This window comes from Spirosoma sp., from assembly GCF_026391055.1.
GTDB lineage: Bacteria > Bacteroidota > Bacteroidia > Cytophagales > Spirosomataceae > Spirosoma.
This window is the reverse complement of the sequence record NZ_JAPLET010000031.1, coordinates 23,425-40,186: the sequence shown is the minus strand read 5'-3', so window position 1 is coordinate 40,186 and position 16,762 is coordinate 23,425. Positions and strand designations below refer to the sequence as shown.

General features: G+C 50.2%; 18 protein-coding genes. 6 read left to right on the top strand and 12 right to left on the bottom strand.

Annotated elements, in window-relative coordinates; genetic code table 11:
• Positions 1 to 300 precede the first annotated feature (300 nt).
• The 5 genes from NT073_RS32015 to NT073_RS31995 form a co-directional block, all read right to left on the bottom strand.
• Positions 301 to 612: a hypothetical protein gene (locus tag NT073_RS32015; protein WP_297382237.1), complete on the bottom strand. Its 312-nt coding sequence runs from the start codon at positions 610 to 612 to the stop codon at positions 301 to 303.
• Positions 609 to 1,931 carry an acyclic terpene utilization AtuA family protein gene (locus NT073_RS32010; RefSeq protein WP_297382236.1) on the bottom strand — a complete coding sequence of 441 codons (1,323 nt, stop codon included), beginning with the start codon at positions 1,929 to 1,931 and terminating at the stop codon, positions 609 to 611. The genes NT073_RS32015 and NT073_RS32010 overlap by 4 nt, the downstream gene beginning before the upstream one ends.
• A complete protein-coding gene (locus NT073_RS32005) occupies positions 1,928 to 3,223 on the bottom strand; it encodes a citrate:proton symporter (RefSeq protein WP_297382234.1) in 1,296 nt (431 codons plus the stop codon). Before NT073_RS32005 ends, NT073_RS32010 begins: the two co-directional genes overlap by 4 nt.
• Positions 3,224 to 3,309: 86 nt before the next feature.
• Positions 3,310 to 4,935: a carboxylesterase/lipase family protein gene (locus tag NT073_RS32000; protein WP_297382232.1), complete on the bottom strand. Its 1,626-nt coding sequence runs from the start codon at positions 4,933 to 4,935 to the stop codon at positions 3,310 to 3,312.
• A gap of 64 nt (positions 4,936 to 4,999) precedes the next feature.
• Entirely contained in the window at positions 5,000 to 5,890 is an 891-nt protein-coding gene (locus NT073_RS31995) for an alpha/beta hydrolase family protein (protein ID WP_297382230.1), read from the bottom strand.
• Positions 5,891 to 6,167: 277 nt separating this feature from the next.
• Between NT073_RS31995 and NT073_RS31990 the strand changes: the two genes are divergently transcribed.
• On the top strand, positions 6,168 to 7,415 hold the full coding sequence (locus NT073_RS31990) for a hypothetical protein (RefSeq protein ID WP_297382228.1): 1,248 nt from the start codon (positions 6,168 to 6,170) through the stop codon (positions 7,413 to 7,415).
• A gap of 8 nt (positions 7,416 to 7,423) precedes the next feature.
• Here the strand turns inward: NT073_RS31990 and NT073_RS31985 are convergent, their stop codons facing one another.
• From NT073_RS31985 to NT073_RS31965, 5 genes are all read right to left on the bottom strand, one after another.
• Positions 7,424 to 8,251, bottom strand: coding sequence for an AraC family transcriptional regulator (locus NT073_RS31985; RefSeq protein ID WP_297382227.1), 828 nt, complete (start codon positions 8,249 to 8,251; stop codon positions 7,424 to 7,426).
• Positions 8,252 to 9,223, bottom strand: coding sequence for an aldo/keto reductase (locus NT073_RS31980; RefSeq protein ID WP_297382226.1), 972 nt, complete (start codon positions 9,221 to 9,223; stop codon positions 8,252 to 8,254).
• 224 nt (positions 9,224 to 9,447) lie between these two features.
• Positions 9,448 to 9,759: a DUF3817 domain-containing protein gene (locus NT073_RS31975; protein ID WP_297382224.1), complete on the bottom strand. Its 312-nt coding sequence runs from the start codon at positions 9,757 to 9,759 to the stop codon at positions 9,448 to 9,450.
• Between the two features lie 2 nt (positions 9,760 to 9,761).
• Positions 9,762 to 10,220, bottom strand: coding sequence for a hypothetical protein (locus NT073_RS31970; protein WP_297382222.1), 459 nt, complete (start codon positions 10,218 to 10,220; stop codon positions 9,762 to 9,764).
• A 56-nt stretch (positions 10,221 to 10,276) separates the two neighbouring features.
• Positions 10,277 to 10,888 (bottom strand): TetR/AcrR family transcriptional regulator, encoded by a 612-nt coding sequence (locus NT073_RS31965; protein WP_297382221.1) that lies wholly within the window; start codon positions 10,886 to 10,888, stop codon positions 10,277 to 10,279.
• A 342-nt stretch (positions 10,889 to 11,230) separates the two neighbouring features.
• Here NT073_RS31965 and NT073_RS31960 point away from each other — a divergent pair, with 342 nt between their 5' ends.
• Entirely contained in the window at positions 11,231 to 12,460 is a 1,230-nt protein-coding gene (locus tag NT073_RS31960; RefSeq protein WP_297382220.1) for a multidrug effflux MFS transporter, read from the top strand.
• 115 nt (positions 12,461 to 12,575) lie between these two features.
• Here the strand turns inward: NT073_RS31960 and NT073_RS31955 are convergent, their stop codons facing one another.
• A complete protein-coding gene (locus tag NT073_RS31955; protein WP_297382218.1) occupies positions 12,576 to 13,412 on the bottom strand; it encodes a helix-turn-helix domain-containing protein in 837 nt (278 codons plus the stop codon).
• Between the two features lie 114 nt (positions 13,413 to 13,526).
• On the opposite strand from NT073_RS31955, the gene NT073_RS31950 reads away from it, so the two are divergent.
• Entirely contained in the window at positions 13,527 to 14,402 is an 876-nt protein-coding gene (locus NT073_RS31950) for a DUF1080 domain-containing protein (RefSeq protein ID WP_297382216.1), read from the top strand.
• Positions 14,403 to 14,521: 119 nt separating this feature from the next.
• Here NT073_RS31950 and NT073_RS31945 read toward each other — a convergent pair whose 3' ends face one another.
• Positions 14,522 to 14,761: a hypothetical protein gene (locus tag NT073_RS31945; protein ID WP_012928631.1), complete on the bottom strand. Its 240-nt coding sequence runs from the start codon at positions 14,759 to 14,761 to the stop codon at positions 14,522 to 14,524.
• Between the two features lie 352 nt (positions 14,762 to 15,113).
• Here NT073_RS31945 and NT073_RS31940 point away from each other — a divergent pair, with 352 nt between their 5' ends.
• The 3 genes from NT073_RS31940 to NT073_RS31930 all read left to right on the top strand — a co-directional run bounded on the left by NT073_RS31940 (position 15,114) and on the right by NT073_RS31930 (position 16,651).
• On the top strand, positions 15,114 to 15,293 hold the full coding sequence (locus tag NT073_RS31940; RefSeq protein ID WP_366108114.1) for an MOSC N-terminal beta barrel domain-containing protein: 180 nt from the start codon (positions 15,114 to 15,116) through the stop codon (positions 15,291 to 15,293).
• Positions 15,294 to 15,445: 152 nt separating this feature from the next.
• Entirely contained in the window at positions 15,446 to 16,075 is a 630-nt protein-coding gene (locus tag NT073_RS31935; protein WP_297382214.1) for a DUF4142 domain-containing protein, read from the top strand.
• A gap of 78 nt (positions 16,076 to 16,153) precedes the next feature.
• On the top strand, positions 16,154 to 16,651 hold the full coding sequence (locus tag NT073_RS31930; RefSeq protein WP_297382212.1) for a DUF2231 domain-containing protein: 498 nt from the start codon (positions 16,154 to 16,156) through the stop codon (positions 16,649 to 16,651).
• Positions 16,652 to 16,762: the final 111 nt, after the last annotated feature.

Sequence of the window (16,762 nt, the reverse complement as noted above, 5' to 3'; positions counted from 1 at the left end):
GGTGGAGATGTTCATATACAATACCGAAGCAAGCCCGGAAAGGAGAGAATCAACTGCGGCTTGTACCCCAAACTTCTCGCCTGACAGCCTATAAGAAAAGGGCCACCGAAGTAGTTGAAAAATCTGTAGTCAATGATCCACCGGCGCTGGGTATTTTTAACTACTATTCTTTCGATTTGATCTTTACTAACTTGGGTTTGTTAGCCGGACTAACTTGTTCGTACCATAAGCTGAGTTTATCTTCCGCGTTTGCCTGTAGCGCATTCTTTGTAAAACGTACGCTCACTTGCCAATCCACGGTCAGCTTTGTATGCACATTTCCAGCAGCGCATAGCTCAGACTTTTGCCGTGCGTGTCCATCGTGAGCGAGGTCGTTACGCCACCGGTCAATGCCTGCTGACAAACGAACTGCAGTGCGGGCAGGTTGGGTAATTCGTAGCGCGTGATCTCGCCCGATACAATCTCGGCCAGGTGCTGTTTGACGGCCTCGGCGGTTACCTGAGCACACAGCAACGGATAATCTTCGGCGGTATAGGGAATGAGCGAGAGCGTCAGCGTATTGCCTTTGTCGCCCGCCCGGCTGTGGGCAATGTCGTAGAGCTTGATGGTCATGCGTGAAAGAGCGTTACCTGTGGCGTTAGTTGGTTTCGGTTGATGAGCGTCGAGACGATGCCCACCAGTTCGTGGATATATTTACGGGCACCGCCCCCACCCGCGGGGCCGTTGGTGTAAAGGGCTTCAACTTCTTCGCCGACCAATGCCGCCTGTTGCGCCGTTTGGGCTTTTCCTGCCACCCGCAGCCGAATTTCGTAAGGGTCCGGGAAATGGCCAAAATTGGTTCGATGCACCGATGTACTGCCGATGTAGTCGATGCGCAGGTCGGAGAACCGGTCCTGTAGCCGCTCCTGGATGATGGCTCCGGCCAGTTTAGCCCGGTTGAGGGCATTCGAACCCGCATACGAAATTTCGCCTTCACCAATAAAGCCGGCTTCGTAGCCCACACTGACTTTTAGGGTATCGGGGCGGGCCTGCCCACGAGCGCCCGAGGCCCGGACCTGATTGGGACCTGTCGCTGTCAATCGTACCTGCGTGAAATCGGCCACCACGTCGGGGGTGATGTAGCGGCTGGGGTCCATCACTTCGTAGAGCAGCTGCTCTTTGGCAGTGGCTAAACTCAACACGCCACCTGTACCGGCCACTTTACCGAAAATAGCCGTGCCATCCGCCGACACATCGGCGAAAGGGTGGCCCAGATGCGCCATGTCGGGAACATCTTTGCGGCCAGGATCAGCGAAGTACCCACCCGTAAGCTGACCGGCGCACTCCAGTAAATGCCCGACGACGGTACCTTGTCCTAATTGGTCAAAATCCTCTAGTGACCAGCCGAAGGCATGCACCAACGGGGCCAGAAACAGCGACGGATCGGCCACGCGGCCCGTAATGATAATATCGGCATCCGTAGCCAGTGCCGGTAAAATGGCATCGATACCCATGTAGGCATTGGCCGACACCAGTGGCCCCGAATCGGACAGGGGTTTGCTCGTTTCCAGGGCCGTTTCGCTGCCCGAAATCAGGCTGAACACATCGTCGCCGGTAACAGCCGCTACCGTTACCGAGAGCGATAAGCGTTGGGCGATGTCGACAATTTTTTGGGCTGCCGCCAGCGGATTGGCAGCGCCCATGTTGGTAATCAGGCGAACCTTCTTTTCCAGTAAGTGCGGTAACAACGTTTCAATTCGGCGTTCCAGCAGGGGGTCGTAGCCCAGCGTGGCATCCTGCCGTTTCCGTTTCTGCGCCAGCGCAATGGTGCGTTCTGCCAGACATTCCAGCACCAGATAAGCTAACTCGCCCTGCTGAACCAGCACCAGAGCAGGTTCGAGCCGATCGCCGGAGAAGCCAGCTCCGCACCCAATTCGGATTGATGGTTTCATAAATGAATAGAGCCGGTTAACAGAGCTGCCAGCGTCATGACGACGGTTGTACCGAAAGCCCATTTAAGAATAAATTTCTGATGATCACCTAAATCCACGTCGGCCAGACCAACCAGCAGGAAAGTCGAGGCCGTGAGTGGACTAACCGGAAAGCCAACTGTCATCTGGCCAAGCAACGCGGCTCGTCCAATTTCAAGCGGGTCGATGCCGAACTGCGTGGCGGTCTGGCTCAGGATAGGAACAACGCCGAAATAATAAGCATCGGGGGTGAAGAGCAGACTCGCGGGCATACTGGTGATGGCCGTCAGTGTGGGTAACCAGGCCGCATGTTGCTGAGGAATCAGTGAAACGACGGCCGTTGCCATCGCGTCGATCATCTTGCCCCCGGTCAGGATGCCGGAAAAAACGCCTGCCGCAAAAATCATACTCGACACCAAAAAAATATTGTTGCCGTGGCTGCGGAGCACTTTCTGCTGGTCGGGCAAACGAGGGTAGTTGATCCACAGGGCCACAATAGCCGCCGAAACGAACAAGGCCGGCGCCGGCACCCAGCCTTTCATGAGGGTCGTTATGAGGCCAATGGTCAGCATGGCATTAACCCAGAACAGGCGCGGACGGCGAAACTGTCGCTGCTCGTCGGTGAGACTTTCCTGATGCACATACTTCAGGTCACTGACGCCGAGACGTTTTCGTTCCTTCAGACCGAACCAGTAAGCAACCAAAAGCACCCAGCCAATACCGGCTATTATGGCCGGGATATTGGGGTTGAATAACTGCGTGGCATCAGTTTTCAGCGTCGAGATGGCCCGCGCCGAGGTGCCGGACCAGGGCACCAGGTGCATCGGCCCTACGCTCAGCGCGACGATGCCCGTCAGGATCAGCCGGTTGATGCCCAACTGTTTGTAAATGGGCAGAAAAGCCGACATCACGATCATGAATGTAGCCGTGCCGTCGCCGTCGAGGTGGACGATCATCGTCAGTACCGCCGTTCCCAGAATAACCTTCAGCGGGTCACCTTTCACGAAACGGATAATGGCCGCAATAATCGGGTCGAACAGGCCGACATCGAGCATCGTCCCGAAATACAGCACGGCGAACATGAGCAGAATACCCGTGGGGGCCACCTGCTTGATACCCGCCAGAATCATCTCGCCCAACTCTTTCGGGCTGAACCCCGCCAGAAAACCCATGATGACCGGCACCAGCACCAGCGCCGTAATGACAGATAATCGTTTGGTGATAATCAGCACCAGAAAAACGGCAATGGTGGCAAAGCCAAGTAAAGCGAGCATGATGTGTATAGGTGAGAAAGATTATGATCAACAGAATTAACAGGTTTTTTTAGCCAGTGGACATCCTGTTAATCCTGTTAAAAATTTTACAACGACTTTCCCGTAGCAATTTGCAACAGCTCTTTATCGGGATGGCTTTTTACCTGATTGGTATTGTCGAGAATCATGGTAGACCCATTTTCAGGCGTGTAAGCAGGCCAGGTTGGTAAACCTTTATGGTTCGGATTGCCCGTTCTGGCAAAGGAAATCCAGGCCCGGCTCATCTTGTCGGCCAGCGTATGAGCAGCTTTACCTCCCCCCGTCATTTCTTCGCAGCGGTCGATGTTATCGAACACAAAGGGGATTTCCATACAATGCATGGATTTGTAGATGCCATCCAGCACTGGCGACTGCCAGGTAAACAGATACATATACACAGGAGCGGCCCCCGGTATAGCTTTTGCATTGGCCTGCTGAATCGTTAACGGCCGAAAGTTGACGTCGATGTCAGTGTAATCAGACGGTTTAACCGTTTCGGGATACGCCTTTTTCACCGCTGCCATATACGCATCGGCTTTATCGGCGTACTTTTTCTGGAGGTTAGTTTTAGCCCCTTCCATCGTCAGGCCACGGGTGCTGGGATTGAAGGGGGTGAATTCATTCTTGGTCGATCCTACGAGTAGCGGAATCGTTTTTGACAAGGCTATTGCGGCTGGTTCGTTAGGTTGATTCGGCAAAAAGCTTCCATCATGAACAGGCCCCCAGCCTAGTCCGTCAATTGATTTTCCATCAGCTTTTAACTGGTCGGCTACTTTACGAATCGCTTTCTTGCTGGCCGCATTCAGCCGATCGTATGATATTTTTTGCAGGGAGTCGATCTGATTGGCCTGTAGATTCAGTTCATTGAGTAAGGCAGCACTTACCTTTCTGGTCAGATCGGTTTCGGCGAAGCGGGTGATGTAGCTACCACTCTGCACAATGGCTTTGTGAAACAGGCCTTTGGCCGAAGGGGCATTCATCAGACTGGTCACTTTGCCGCCCCCGCCCGACTGGCCGAAGATGGTTACGTTTCCGGGATCACCCCCAAACTGGGCGATATTCTGCTGCACCCACTGCAAGGCCGATACTAAATCCATAAGCCCCGCATTGGCGGAGTTTTTATACTTATCGCCATAAGCCGACAAGTCCAGATAACCAAGCACGTTTAAGCGGTGATTGACCGTAACGACAACCACGTCCCCTTTTTTGGTCAGGTTTTCGCCGTCGTACGACGGTAGTTCAACTGATGAACCGGCCGTAAATCCACCTCCGTGTAGCCATACCATAACGGGGCGGCTTTTTTTACTGTTGATTTCAGGCGTCCATACGTTCAGGCTCAGGCAGTTCTCGTTGGTGTAGCCCCAATTGTGTTGAAAAGGAAATTCAATCTCATCGTAGGTGGTCGTGGTCACGTCCATTGGGCAAACCGGCCCATAGGTCATCGATGAGCGAACGCCCGTCCAGGAATCGGGTTTCGTAGGTGCCATGAAACGGTCGGCTTTGGCGTAGGGAATACCTTTGAACGTAAATGTGCCGTTGTGAATATATCCCCGAACCGAACCGGATGTAGTAGGTACGGTAGCAATACCTTTGCCAGCCACAATGGGGTCGGCCGCTTCGGTTTTGGTCTGACCAACTGCCAGCAAGGGTAACAAAATAACAAGCAGGGACGAAAGGGTTGTTTTAATACGCATAGATGGTTTTGATTGCAGGAGTTGAGAAATAGAGTGAAGGGTATTTGGGCAGAGAAGTAACAATTCAGTTTTCATTCAGCACTTTGCTGAAAAACTGCACCTGATAGGGGAGGGCGTTCTGCCAGAACTCCCAGCTATGGCCACCGGGCCGTTCGCTGTAATCGTGGGGCGTCTGGTTGAACACCAGCCGACGGTGTAACTCCCGGTTGGGTTCGATCAGAAAATCATCCACACCACAGTCGATGACCAGTTTCAGCCCGTTCGTTTTCATTTTGTCAGCCATGCCCACCACCGAATAGGACGCCCAGCCGTCGGGCGACTGGCTGAATGGTCCCAGGATTTTTTCAAACTCAGCTTTGATGCCTTTGGTGGCATCGGGTGGGAGTTTCCAGGCGTTCATATCCAGATTCAGTGCCCCGCTCATGCTGCCAGCCGCACAATACAGATCGGGATGCCGTGTCGCCAGGTACAGCGCGCCATAGCCCCCCATCGACAGGCCCGTTATAACCCGGCCTTTGGGCATGCGGATGGTGCGGTACGTCTTGTCAATCTTGTCGATAACCTCTTTTGTCAGGTAGGTTTCAAACTGACTATCCTGGATAACGGGGCTATTCACGTAATAGCTGAATACTTCGCCTTCCGGCATCACAACAATGAGGTTATACTGGTCGGCAAGCCGGTGTATCAGGGTTTTGTCGGGCGTTTTCGTAATCCAGTCGTTGAAGTGGCCAAAACCGCCGTGAAGGAGGTAGAGCACTGGATAGGTCGTTTTGTTTTTACCGGCAGATGCATAGGAATCGGGTAAAACGACCACCGCCCGCAGGTTCTTGTTCATCAGGGTGCTGGGTACATCCAGCGAATCGACTTTGGCCCCTTGGCTTGAAAAGGTTAGACAAAAAGCAAAAAAGAAAAATAGTAATGACCAGGCAGTTAGCGTTTGTTTCAAAGCAGGCATAGGAACTAAATGATTTGACGTTATTACTATTTATTCAAAGCTGTTGCCGACTAGCATTGAGCCACCACCCTCGAAAGGGAGTTATTCGGCATTGCCCTTTAGGTGTATTCTTTTGTACAAAATAAAGAGTCGGCCAAATATAGAGATGCCCGCGATTTGAACGGCGTATTCAGTGTATGGGGATGCCGATATCAGGCTTATTAAATGAAGCTGTATCTTTAGGAAATTTTAGTAAGCGTACGGAAATTTCCTAAATCACTAGAAGTTAGCGAATTAGATGAAAATAAAGACAGGTAAGGAGGAGATTGGGTACTTACTTGAAAAAGTCATAGACACGTATGAGCGCTCGATGGGTCAGCGGATTACGCGGAATACCAATCCAAAAAATTACGAGGACATTGCTCGATTGCTTAGTTCGATAAGTAACAAACTGTCAGAAACGGCTCAGCAACTTGTGCACGATTCATATCTGCCCGATCCGAATCCGAAACAGGTTGAGTATCCACATCGGAAGTATGATATAACTGGTGTTCAGGTAAAAGATGCCTACCACCAACTCGTCGCCAATCCCCGGTCGTTTCTGATCGACGCCTGTTACATTTATCTGTATGGCGTTGGCCGCAAAGGGTTTGCGGAGCATCCACAGGACCCCAACCTTATCGAAGGGGTTGATGCATCGGTAGCAATGCGGCTGGATGAGCAGGAAGCGCTTCGGCAGCAACTGGCCACTTGCCAGGAGGAAAAAGAAGCCACGACGCATCAATTAAATGCGACCTTTAGGAAAAAGCAACGGGTATGGCTGACTGGCTTGCTCATTTGTCTGGCCCTACTTGGAGCGATCACCGTTCGCTGGATGGCCGACCGGAAGGAGTGGGCCACCATCCGCCACGACCTGAATATTCTACCCTACCAGCCCACCCAGGCCGAGATCGACAGCCTGTCGGGTATTTGGCTGTACTATACGGGAGCGCCCCAGGCACGGGTAAACGACCCTAATCGATTTCACCAGGTAGCGAATAACCTCGTTGAAGTCACCTACAAGGATGGCTATTTCATCTTTTATCGGCACGGGGCCAATATTGATCATATCGGTTACATGCAATTCGAAGCTCCGGCACTGGTATCTATCTACTCACGGGTGAAGAACAAGAGCGGTGCCGTCGAGTCGCCCATTCATGCTCTGTTGCGCCTGGACAAAGGCAAGGGCTACCTGACCAGCATTGCCACCACCTGGAGCTTCGACATGGGTGATGGCAATGATATGATCGGTATCCGAAATGTGTTTATCAAGCAGGGTCGGGGCGGTTCGCTGGAAGAGATCACCAATACGCCGGAAAATGCCAACTGCCATTGTAAGATCATGAAATGGGTACGGCCAAATAACCAGACCAAAACCTTCCAGTTGAAATACCGTCTGCTAGATACCCTGGCAAACGAACCCCTGAAGGCGCTGATCAATGAAAAAAGCATTCTTCTGCGGGAACCACGTGAGGGGGTTATTCTCACGCCGGCATCGGATAAGTAAACGTTAAATTACTTTGACGATTGACCGGAAGTCAGGGCAGTTGGCGCCATGCCAAACTTTTTCTTGAATGAACTGGAGAAATGAGCAATACTTTCAAACCCTAGCTCAAGGTAAATCGCGGAGGGTTTTTGATGTTTAGTCTCGATGAGGTGTCTGGCTTCGCTCAGCCGTTTGTCTTGCAGCCAGTGACGGGGTGGAGCACCGAATGTTTTCAGAAAATCGCGTTTGAAAGCGGCCAGGCTGCGGCCGGTGAGCTGCGCGAATTTTTCAATGGGAACATTGTAGTGAAAGTTACTAAGCATGAACTTTTCCAGGTCGATCTTGTAAGGGACGGAAAAGTCGAATAGCAGGTTTACAAGTTCAGGCATGGCAAACAAGAGCAGTTTAACCCCTTCCTTTAGTTTCAGAATGCCCATTTCGTCGGTCAGGCTTGCTCCCGAGCTGCGAGCGTAGGGGACAATCGATTGAAAATACCCCTGCAGAAATTCATTAGTAGGAATTAAGACATTGGGCGGACCGATGTATTTTCGGTCCGCCTGAAGCTTCTCTTCTAACACAATCTTGCGTAACAAGTCCTCCTGTAGCGATATGACAATTGTTTCGTAATACCCTCCGGGTAGCGGTGTTTTGGTGAGTGTACCCAGCTGATTCTTGCCGATCAAAAGCATGTCTCCTCCGCTCATCGAAATAGTTTGCCGGGAGGTTTCCAGGATAAACTGCCCTGAAACCTGCAGGATCAAGGTATGATGGTTCCATAAACACACCTTCTCTCTCCGCTCAGCAGAGTGATATGAATAGAAGATCACACCGGGCAGAATTTCAGCAGGACTGGTCATTTAGCGTTGTAAGTACGTGCCGCCAAGTAGGGCACCTATGGCAAAAGTAGTGTTTAAGGTGTTCATCTCTTTCGGTGTGAATACAATATCCATTGCTGCCATATTTTCGGGCAAGCGCGACCGACGACTCATGCTAACTAAAGGCATTATCTGATTGCCCTGCTCCTTAACCCAGGCAATAGCCACCTGGGTTGGCGTACATCCTTTGTTGCGAGCTACTTGTTTTAAGATGTCAACTTTTTCCAGATTATGGAGTAGGTTATCACCTTGAAAACGAGAGAAATGGTTACGGTAATCGTTTGGTGCAAGCGGTGCCTTAAGTTCACCGGTCAATAAGCCCTCTGCTGTATTGGCGAAGGCCACTATGCCAATGCCTAACTCCCTGGCGGCAGGCAGCAGATCGCGTTCAATCTGGCGGTCGGCCAGTGAATAACCGATCTCCAGGGCGCTGATGGGGTAAATTTCATTGGCCTGGCGAAGTTGGTCAGCCGTAATTTCCGAAACGCCAATGTACTGCACTTTACCTTCCTGGATCAGGTCGGCGACCGTTCCAATGATGTCTTCCAAGGGTACGCTGTTATCGATTCGGCTTGGCTGGTAGAGGTCAATGGTTTCAGTACCTAAACGGGTTAGGGAGTAGTTAATGAAATTCTTGATCGCGATAGGACGCAAATCCATACCTATGTGCTGACCGTTGTGAAAGATAGCTCCGAATTTTACGCTGATGAAGGCATCCTGACGCCTTGCTTTAATCGCTTTGCCGATTAGTAGTTCGTTATGACCAGCCCCGTAAAAATCGCCGGTGTTCAGAAAATTAATACCCCTGTCCAGTGCTTCATGGATTGTAGCTATGCTTTCGGCTTCATCAGGCGTATCCCCGCCCCAGATCGAAGACATACGCATACAACCTAAACCAAGTTTGGAAACGAGCGGGCCGTTTTGCCCCAGCTGAATTTTTGTGAAGTTTTTCATGCTGCAAAGATCAAGCCTGACAGCGCGTGCTAGTTTCTTCTACGGCTCAGTTATTTTGCCTGTACGGCTCATGTAAGCTGGGTCAGCGCTAATTTTTGAGGTAAAACATACAGGGTTGGAGAGGGAATGTAGGGCTGTTTCAGCAGAAGAAGGGCAAATGAATTAGCTGATAAGACTCATTTTCGACTGGTTACTGTGAGCCGACTGAGCATGGAGCTGCCAGTCTATTGGGATGGGAGCCGACTCAGAATTTTGCGATCGATATAAAATGTGCCGAAGGGGACAATGCACGCCAGCAGTACTTTCCAGGTGGTGGTACCAAATCGCCAGCGTTGCTCGACGCTCACCTGAAGCGTGTTGAGGACAAATAGCAGAAACAGCAGGCCGTGTACCGGGCCAATAGCCTTGACTAGCGACGGGTTGGCGTAGGCATATTTGAGTGGGACCGCGATTCCCAGTAAGATCAGTAAGGAAAGGCCCTCCAGCAGGCCAATCAGTCGGAGCCGACCGACTTTGGTTGTCAATAGCTTTTTCATGATCAGAATAGTCGAAAATAAGGCCGGTTGGCGAGTGGTGAAAAGGGCCAGGGAATGGCTAGAAATATGATTAATAAACCCACTGAAAACCAGATGAGCATGGCGCGAAACTTGGCTCGATCGGCTGGTTGCCGTTTTGCTATCGACGAGCCTATGCTAATCAGAACGATGGCCAGCAGCATAAGGCTGATGTGAATGATCCCGAAGAACGTGGCCTGCCCACCAGTCTGGATGCCCTGCTGCCGAAAGGACTCGATAATGGGGCTGATGAAGTAAAGCGTAAACCCGATTGTCAGCTGAATATGCGTAAGGGTAGCCGTCCAGTGCCGTACCAGGTTATCAGCCGGGGAGAAGGCCAGTTGACCTGTATAGCCACGATAAGCCCGCACGATGGCGTAGAGTAAACTGGCCAGGACCAGCCAGCGTAACAGCGAATGCAAAAAGAGTAAGGTTGTATACATATTAATCAGATGAATGTCTGTTTACATACCATTTGGTATGTTTTCCTGTAAAAAAATTACACCAACTGCTGTAGATAGCGTTTCAATTCCTTGAGGTACGTCTGGTAGCACACGGCACCTAACAATTTGCCCATGTTTCGAATGCCGCTGTAGCCCATCATGATGACTTCAGCCACCTCACCCGCATTCACGTCCTTCCGAATCTGCCCCAGCGCCTGTCCGTGCTGTACACTATTTCGCACCGCTTGCAGACACTGGCTCAAAACGCTATATAGTGCCTTATGAAGCGAATCGCTGCCAGGGGCTACTTCATTGACCAAGTTAACCACCGGGCAGCCGTATTGCACCTGAAAGTCGGGGGAAGCCTGGAGCAGATATTTCATCAGGGCGTAGATATCGTCGGCGGGGTGATTTGAATTAGACAGTCGTCTGACAAAGTTTTCTTCCATCGTCGGCTTAATCACTTCGTTAATCAGGGCTACCCCCATTTCTTCCTTATTTCTGAAATGGTAAAAAAAAGCGCCCTTCGTCACCTGCGTAGTGGCGATAATCGTGTCAATGCTGGTAGCCTGAAACCCATTCCGGTAGATCAGGTCGAATGCTTTGAGCAGAATTATTTGTCGCGTTGCAGCCGCTTTAGACATAGACCGATAACTTTTCACAAACATACCGAATAGTATGTTTGAGATCAAGAACCGAATGTAGATTTGTTTTTTTAGACAAAAATGAAAACGTGTGGGGCCTGTTGAAGACATGAGTAAAGTAGTCTCAGCTTTGGTACGGGCCAACAGTCGTGCTGCGTCGGGTTCTATTTCTGCCTATAGGCTAAAGATGGGCGCGTACTCTGCTTAGTGTTTGTTAACAAAAAGGTGACGCTCCGAAATGGGTTGCCTTGAACTTGTGTCGTTAAGGTAAGGTTGACCAAATGAAGCTGTTTTGATATTTCTCCCGGGTTAGGGGGTTCATTCGGGTCGGTAGCATTTAAACTACCTTTCATCCATTACTTGCTAATGTCTAAGAAGACGTATTTCTTTCTAATCCTGATTTTAGGAAGCCTAACGGCGCTGGGGCCGTTCTCCATTGATATGTACCTGCCGGGCTTTCCTGCTATTGCCAAAGACCTGCACACCACGGCGGCCAAAGTTTCCCTGTCCTTATCGGGCTATTTTATCGGTATTTCACTGGGTCAATTGCTATATGGACCCTTGCTGGACCGATTTGGCCGAAAACCTCCCTTGTACGCCGGGCTGATTTTGTACATCCTGGCCGCAGCCGGTTGCGCGTTGGCGACCAGTATTGACGGGTTGATCTTGATGCGGGTTATACAAGCCATCGGCAGCTGTGCAGCGGCAGTGGCCTCGGTGGCTATGGTGCGGGACTTGTTTCCGGTGAAGGATAACGCCAAGGTGTTCTCTCTCTTATTGCTGGTGGTGGGCGCTTCGCCCATGATCGCCCCTACTGTTGGCGGGTATGTGACCGCTGCCTGGGGATGGCAAGCCGTGTTTATTATCCTGATGGGAATGGGAGTCGCTATTTTACTGGCTGTTTTCTTGTGGTTGCCGGCCAGTTATGTGCCCGATCGATCGATCTCGCTGAAGCCCCGTCCCATTTTGCGTAACTTCTGGCAGGTGTTAAAGGACCCCCAATTCTACACGTATGCCTTTACGGGCGCAATCGCTTTTTCGGGGCTCTTTGCCTATGTTTCAGGCTCACCGATTCTGTTTATGGAAGTGTTTCATACCAGTGGAAAAGAATATGGCTGGATCTTCGCTTTTCTTTCCGTTGGCTTCATTGGCTCCAGTCAAATTAACACCCTACTGTTGCGTAAATACAAGAGTGAGCAAGTTGTCTTTGCTGCCTTGGCTGGTCAGGTACTGGTTGCTCTGGTATTTCTCACAGTAGCGCTGAGTGGCTGGCTGACACTTCCGATCACGCTCGTCTTTCTATTCCTCTTCCTGTGTTGCATCGGCTTTACCAACCCCAATGCGGCTGCCTTATCACTAGCTCCCTTTACCAGAAATGGCGGCAGTGCTTCAGCGTTGATGGGTGCCGTGCAAATGGGTATGGGTACGTTGATCTCGGTGATTATGAGCCTGTTCGAAGTGCCTTCAGCCATACCGATGGTGATGGCAATGGCGGGCTCTTCCACCCTTGCCCTGCTGGTATTATTAACAGGAAGAAGGCAGATAAAGGCTCCGGTTGAGGTCCAGGCCGAATCAGAGGCAGCACTACTGCATTAGGAATTCTTTCGATGTCATGCTTGACGAAAACTGACATCTGGCTTTCGACCGGGTCTTATTCACCTCGGTCTATAACCAGCCCGAGCGTATGCGAAGTTATATGTCCCATCGGCAGTCAGCCCCTTTTTCGGAAATCGCTGGGTGTACTACCGGTATACTTCCTGAACTGCTTACACAGGTGACTTTCATCGGTATAGCCGAATTCATCCGCGATTTGGGCCAGATTCAACGGGCTATACAGTAAACGGGCTTCAATAAGTTTGATTTTATACTTGATTATGTACTGCTTCAGCGATTCGCCCGTCTGCTTCTTGAAGAATAGACTAATATAAGCGGGCGCATAATGGAATACGTCCGCTAAATGGTCAATTGTGAGCTTTCCGGGCTGATAGATGTGTTGCCGAATGTACATCAGTATCGCTTCCACCGAATCGGTCGTCTGGGAACTGGCCAGCGAATGACCAAATAGATTTCGAGCCAGAATCATGAGCATACTCCGTAACAAGCTGTCCCGAATGATGGCAAAATAAGGCGACTGATCCCGTTTATATTCTTCTTCCAGCACTGTCAGCAGATAGTGAAGTTTTTGCTTCTCCTGTTTATCTTCTACGATAGTACCACGGCTCTGGGAAGAGGTTGTCAGCAAGGTTTTTATGATTGGCTGCCAGGGAGTGTCCTTATCTCCTGCTGAATGCTCATGGATCGATTCATGGAAGCGAATGAAGCAGAACTCGGTCGGCTCCTGAATAGCGAAGTCATGGTAATCCTCCGGCCCTAACAGAAACACATCTCCCTCGCTGTAGCCGAACGTATTACCGTTGATATTATGAATGCCATGCCCCTTAAGTATAAAAATAATCTCGAAGTATGTATGCTTATGGACGGCGTGCATCCAGGTCGTCGCTTCAAAGTGGTAGATATTAAAGGGAGTATGGAGAATGTAGCGTTTCATAAGCCTTCGTCGGGGGAATAAATCTACCAACAAAGAATGGATTTTTACAATTTATGGCCCTATAGGTGATTGTAGTTTTGCAACTATATAATCATTTACCCCTACCAAGATACGATGCAAACGAGACAGGTGGCTTTGTTAATCGTCAGTCTATTAGCGACAAGTTTTTTGCCCGCCAGGCAAAAAGATAATGAATGGGTCTCTCTGTTAGACAAAGATCTAACCCAGTGGGAAAACTACCTCAGCTATGCCCATCAGCTTGACTATAATGGAAATATACCAAAAGATGCATCGGGTACTCCTCTCCAGCCGATTGGGTACAACAAAGATGATACACACGTTTTTTCGGTATTGACCGAACCGGGTGGCCCTGTCTTACGAATAAGTGGGGAGAAGTATGGTTGCTTGTTCACCCGCCAGTCGTACGAAAATTATCACCTTAAGTTGCAAGTCAAATGGGGAACCCAGAAGTATGAACCCCGCAAAACTAAACTGCGCGATTCGGGCATACTCTATCATTCCATTGGCGAAGCCGGGGCCGAATACTGGCGTTCGTGGATGCTTTCCCAGGAATTTCAAATTATGGAAGGACACATGGGCGACTTCTGGTGTCAGGCCAACTCCGCTATTGACATACGTTCGTTTCAATCCGAGGGCGTTATGAACCGAGTGGCCGATGAAAAACAACCCTTTGGTACTTTCAAAAAAGGGAGTGATTCATATTGTATGCGGTCCGCCAATTACGAAAGTCCCGCTGGAGAGTGGACAACGCTGGAGCTGATTTGCTTCGAGGGACAAAGCCTGCACATAGTCAATGGCCACGTAGTTATGGTACTTAAAGACTCTCGCTATACGAAACCGGATGGGCAGGACGTACCCATGAGACGGGGTAAGATTCAATTACAGAGTGAAGCAGCCGAAGTGTTTTACCGTGATATCCGAATTAAACCTCTGGCAGCCATGCCCAAAGCCTATGCCGCCCTGTTTTGATTGTTGGGCAGGTGTAAAGAAAACATAATAATCCTCTATTTCCTACCATTGAGGGTGTTGACATACGGCCTAAAAAAGGCGCTTCCGTACGGAAGCGCCTTTTTTAGGCCGTATGTCGTTTAGCTATAAGGCGGCTTGCCAATATCCACCTTACCATCGGCATTTCGATTGGGGTGAGTAGTGGCTACGTCATCGTCCTCTTCCGGGTCGGATGGGCTGATGTCCATGCCACTGAGTGGTGTGTCTTCGGGCGAGTCATTACCGGGTAATGTCGTCGATTTATCAGATCGGTCACCTAAACCGGCGGGCGAAACGGCCTGTTTGGCTCGGATAATGGCTTCTTTATCTTCGTCTTCCATAATGTTTTGTGTTGAGTGGTTTAGTCATTGTTTACTCCATTTAACTACCCGTTACCCGGAAAGTTTACGACTTATTTAACCTCCAGAATGGTTTCTGTTACTCACTTTATTTCGTAACGCATTCATAATCAGATTAGGTGTTGTGTTTGAGTCTGTTCTTTGAAAAACTAAATTTTTAAGGGTTCGGGCTTCCGCTTCCGGTATCATTGATTGCCCTACTTAAACACGGAGGTATACCACTCCCTTATTTATCGGATCTGTTTTTCATCCCTGGTCAGAAACGCCCGGTTTGCAGGAAAGGGTAGAACGTCTCTGCTCTTTCCTGAAGTTTTTACAAGTACAGGTAACATCTATGATTTATGTTTCGCAACTAGTGATCTACCCAATCAAGTCGCTCCGGGGTATCGCTGTAGACCGGGCTGTACTTGACAGAACCGGCTTTCAGTACGACCGACGGTTTATGCTGGTTACGGCCGATGAACTTGTTGAGGCTATTCATCATGAGCAGCCTGCTGCATTAGCCATCATATAGAGTAGTTAACGGGCTGCGATTTTTGCATACATGAGTTCATAGATCGAATTGCCGTTACCTTATTATCCTTGAAAAGCGTAAACAGCCGATATAAACGGGCCGTTCCGGGAGTAGATAACAGCCTTATTCGGAGCATATCAACAAAAAACGTTATGAACACTAAATCAATGGCAATGGGCCTGCTTATGGTCCTGACACTCACCAACGTATCGTTGGCACAACAGACAAATTCGACGATGAACAGCGGGTCGACCAGTAAGGTCGGCAACGAAAGCATGTCGGCATTCGACAACCAGAACAAGAAAGGAGCGGCTGCCGTTTCGGCTGTGGCCGCAACCCCCGCCAAACTCTCCACTGCCGACCAGGACCTGATGATGCAGGTAGCCAAAGGCGGTATGATGCAACTTGAGGTTAGCCGACTGGCGGTGCAGAGCGCAACCAATGACCAGGTAAAAGCACTGGCACAGGCAGAAGTTGAAGAACAAACCGGCTTATCGGCCAAGCTTCAGGAGATTGCTTCGGCCAAAGGTGTTACGTTGCCCACCTCCCCCGACGCGGAAACGCAGGCTGTATTGACTAAGTTGCAAAGCACATCGGGCATGGCTTTCGACCGCCTGTATCTGACTGAAAGTGGTGTTAAAGGTCATGAGAAACTCGACGCCGTGATGTCGATGGTTCAGTCGAAAGCAACGGACCCCAGCATGAAGAACCTTGCTAAAGCGGCTCATCCGTTGGTAAAAACGCATTTGAAAGTAGCGCGTCAGATCATGACCGCTATGTAAGTGCCCGGCCTGGTTGCTCTCTGTATTGGACTGCAAAATGCTGTTCGGTACAGAAAGCCAGCCGCAAAAACGATACTTATGGAAAGCAGAGCAAAGCTAGCGGGTCATCCGGCGCATCAGATTTTAATAGTTTTCCCGCTGGGTCTACTGTTAACGTCTGTTATTTTCGACATTACTTTTCTGCTTAAAAATAACTCAACCATGTCTGTAGTGGCTTACTGGATGATAACGGCCGGTTTGCTGTGGGGTGTGGTTGCGGCTGTGCCGGGCCTCATTGACTGGCTGGCTATTCCGGCAGGAACCCGCGCCAAACGCATTGGGCTGTTTCATGCTCTAGGAAACGTAGTTGTGCTGATTCTTTTCGGGCTAAGCTGGTGGCTTCGTACCGACGAATCCGACTACCAGCCATCGACGCTGGCTTTAATCAGTTCGTTCATCGCATTTGGCGTAGCTGGTGTTACCGGCTGGCTGGGTGGCGAACTGGTAGATCGGCTGGGGGTGGGTGTTGATCCGGACGCGCACCTGAATGCTCCCAACTCGCTATCAGGTCGGCCCGCAGGCGAGTTGAGCCGGTAAAGACGACACAATGATGCGGGTAGCTTACGTTAACAAGCGTTAAATTCAGCTAATTTTTTCTGACAAGTGTGTTCCTGTAATTAGCTACAGGAACACACTTGTTTTGTTTTT

Bases quoted from the DNA above. Each gene is read 5' to 3' on its own strand.
- NT073_RS31930 (WP_297382212.1), top strand. From the start codon at position 16,154: ATGGAAAGCAGAGCAAAGCTAGCGGGTCATCCGGCGCATCAGATTTTA.
- NT073_RS32005 (WP_297382234.1), bottom strand. From the start codon at position 3,223: ATGCTCGCTTTACTTGGCTTTGCCACCATTGCCGTTTTTCTGGTGCTG.
- NT073_RS32015 (WP_297382237.1), bottom strand. From the start codon at position 612: ATGACCATCAAGCTCTACGACATTGCCCACAGCCGGGCGGGCGACAAA.
- NT073_RS31995 (WP_297382230.1), bottom strand. From the start codon at position 5,890: ATGCCTGCTTTGAAACAAACGCTAACTGCCTGGTCATTACTATTTTTC.
- NT073_RS31950 (WP_297382216.1), top strand. From the start codon at position 13,527: ATGCAAACGAGACAGGTGGCTTTGTTAATCGTCAGTCTATTAGCGACA.
- NT073_RS31985 (WP_297382227.1), bottom strand. From the start codon at position 8,251: ATGACCAGTCCTGCTGAAATTCTGCCCGGTGTGATCTTCTATTCATAT.
- NT073_RS31980 (WP_297382226.1), bottom strand. From the start codon at position 9,223: ATGAAAAACTTCACAAAAATTCAGCTGGGGCAAAACGGCCCGCTCGTT.
- NT073_RS31960 (WP_297382220.1), top strand. From the start codon at position 11,231: ATGTCTAAGAAGACGTATTTCTTTCTAATCCTGATTTTAGGAAGCCTA.
- NT073_RS31955 (WP_297382218.1), bottom strand. From the start codon at position 13,412: ATGAAACGCTACATTCTCCATACTCCCTTTAATATCTACCACTTTGAA.
- NT073_RS31990 (WP_297382228.1), top strand. From the start codon at position 6,168: ATGAAAATAAAGACAGGTAAGGAGGAGATTGGGTACTTACTTGAAAAA.
- NT073_RS31965 (WP_297382221.1), bottom strand. From the start codon at position 10,888: ATGTTTGTGAAAAGTTATCGGTCTATGTCTAAAGCGGCTGCAACGCGA.
- NT073_RS31970 (WP_297382222.1), bottom strand. From the start codon at position 10,220: ATGTATACAACCTTACTCTTTTTGCATTCGCTGTTACGCTGGCTGGTC.
- NT073_RS32010 (WP_297382236.1), bottom strand. From the start codon at position 1,931: ATGAAACCATCAATCCGAATTGGGTGCGGAGCTGGCTTCTCCGGCGAT.
- NT073_RS31940 (WP_366108114.1), top strand. From the start codon at position 15,114: ATGATTTATGTTTCGCAACTAGTGATCTACCCAATCAAGTCGCTCCGG.
- NT073_RS31935 (WP_297382214.1), top strand. From the start codon at position 15,446: ATGAACACTAAATCAATGGCAATGGGCCTGCTTATGGTCCTGACACTC.
- NT073_RS32000 (WP_297382232.1), bottom strand. From the start codon at position 4,935: ATGCGTATTAAAACAACCCTTTCGTCCCTGCTTGTTATTTTGTTACCC.
- NT073_RS31945 (WP_012928631.1), bottom strand. From the start codon at position 14,761: ATGGAAGACGAAGATAAAGAAGCCATTATCCGAGCCAAACAGGCCGTT.
- NT073_RS31975 (WP_297382224.1), bottom strand. From the start codon at position 9,759: ATGAAAAAGCTATTGACAACCAAAGTCGGTCGGCTCCGACTGATTGGC.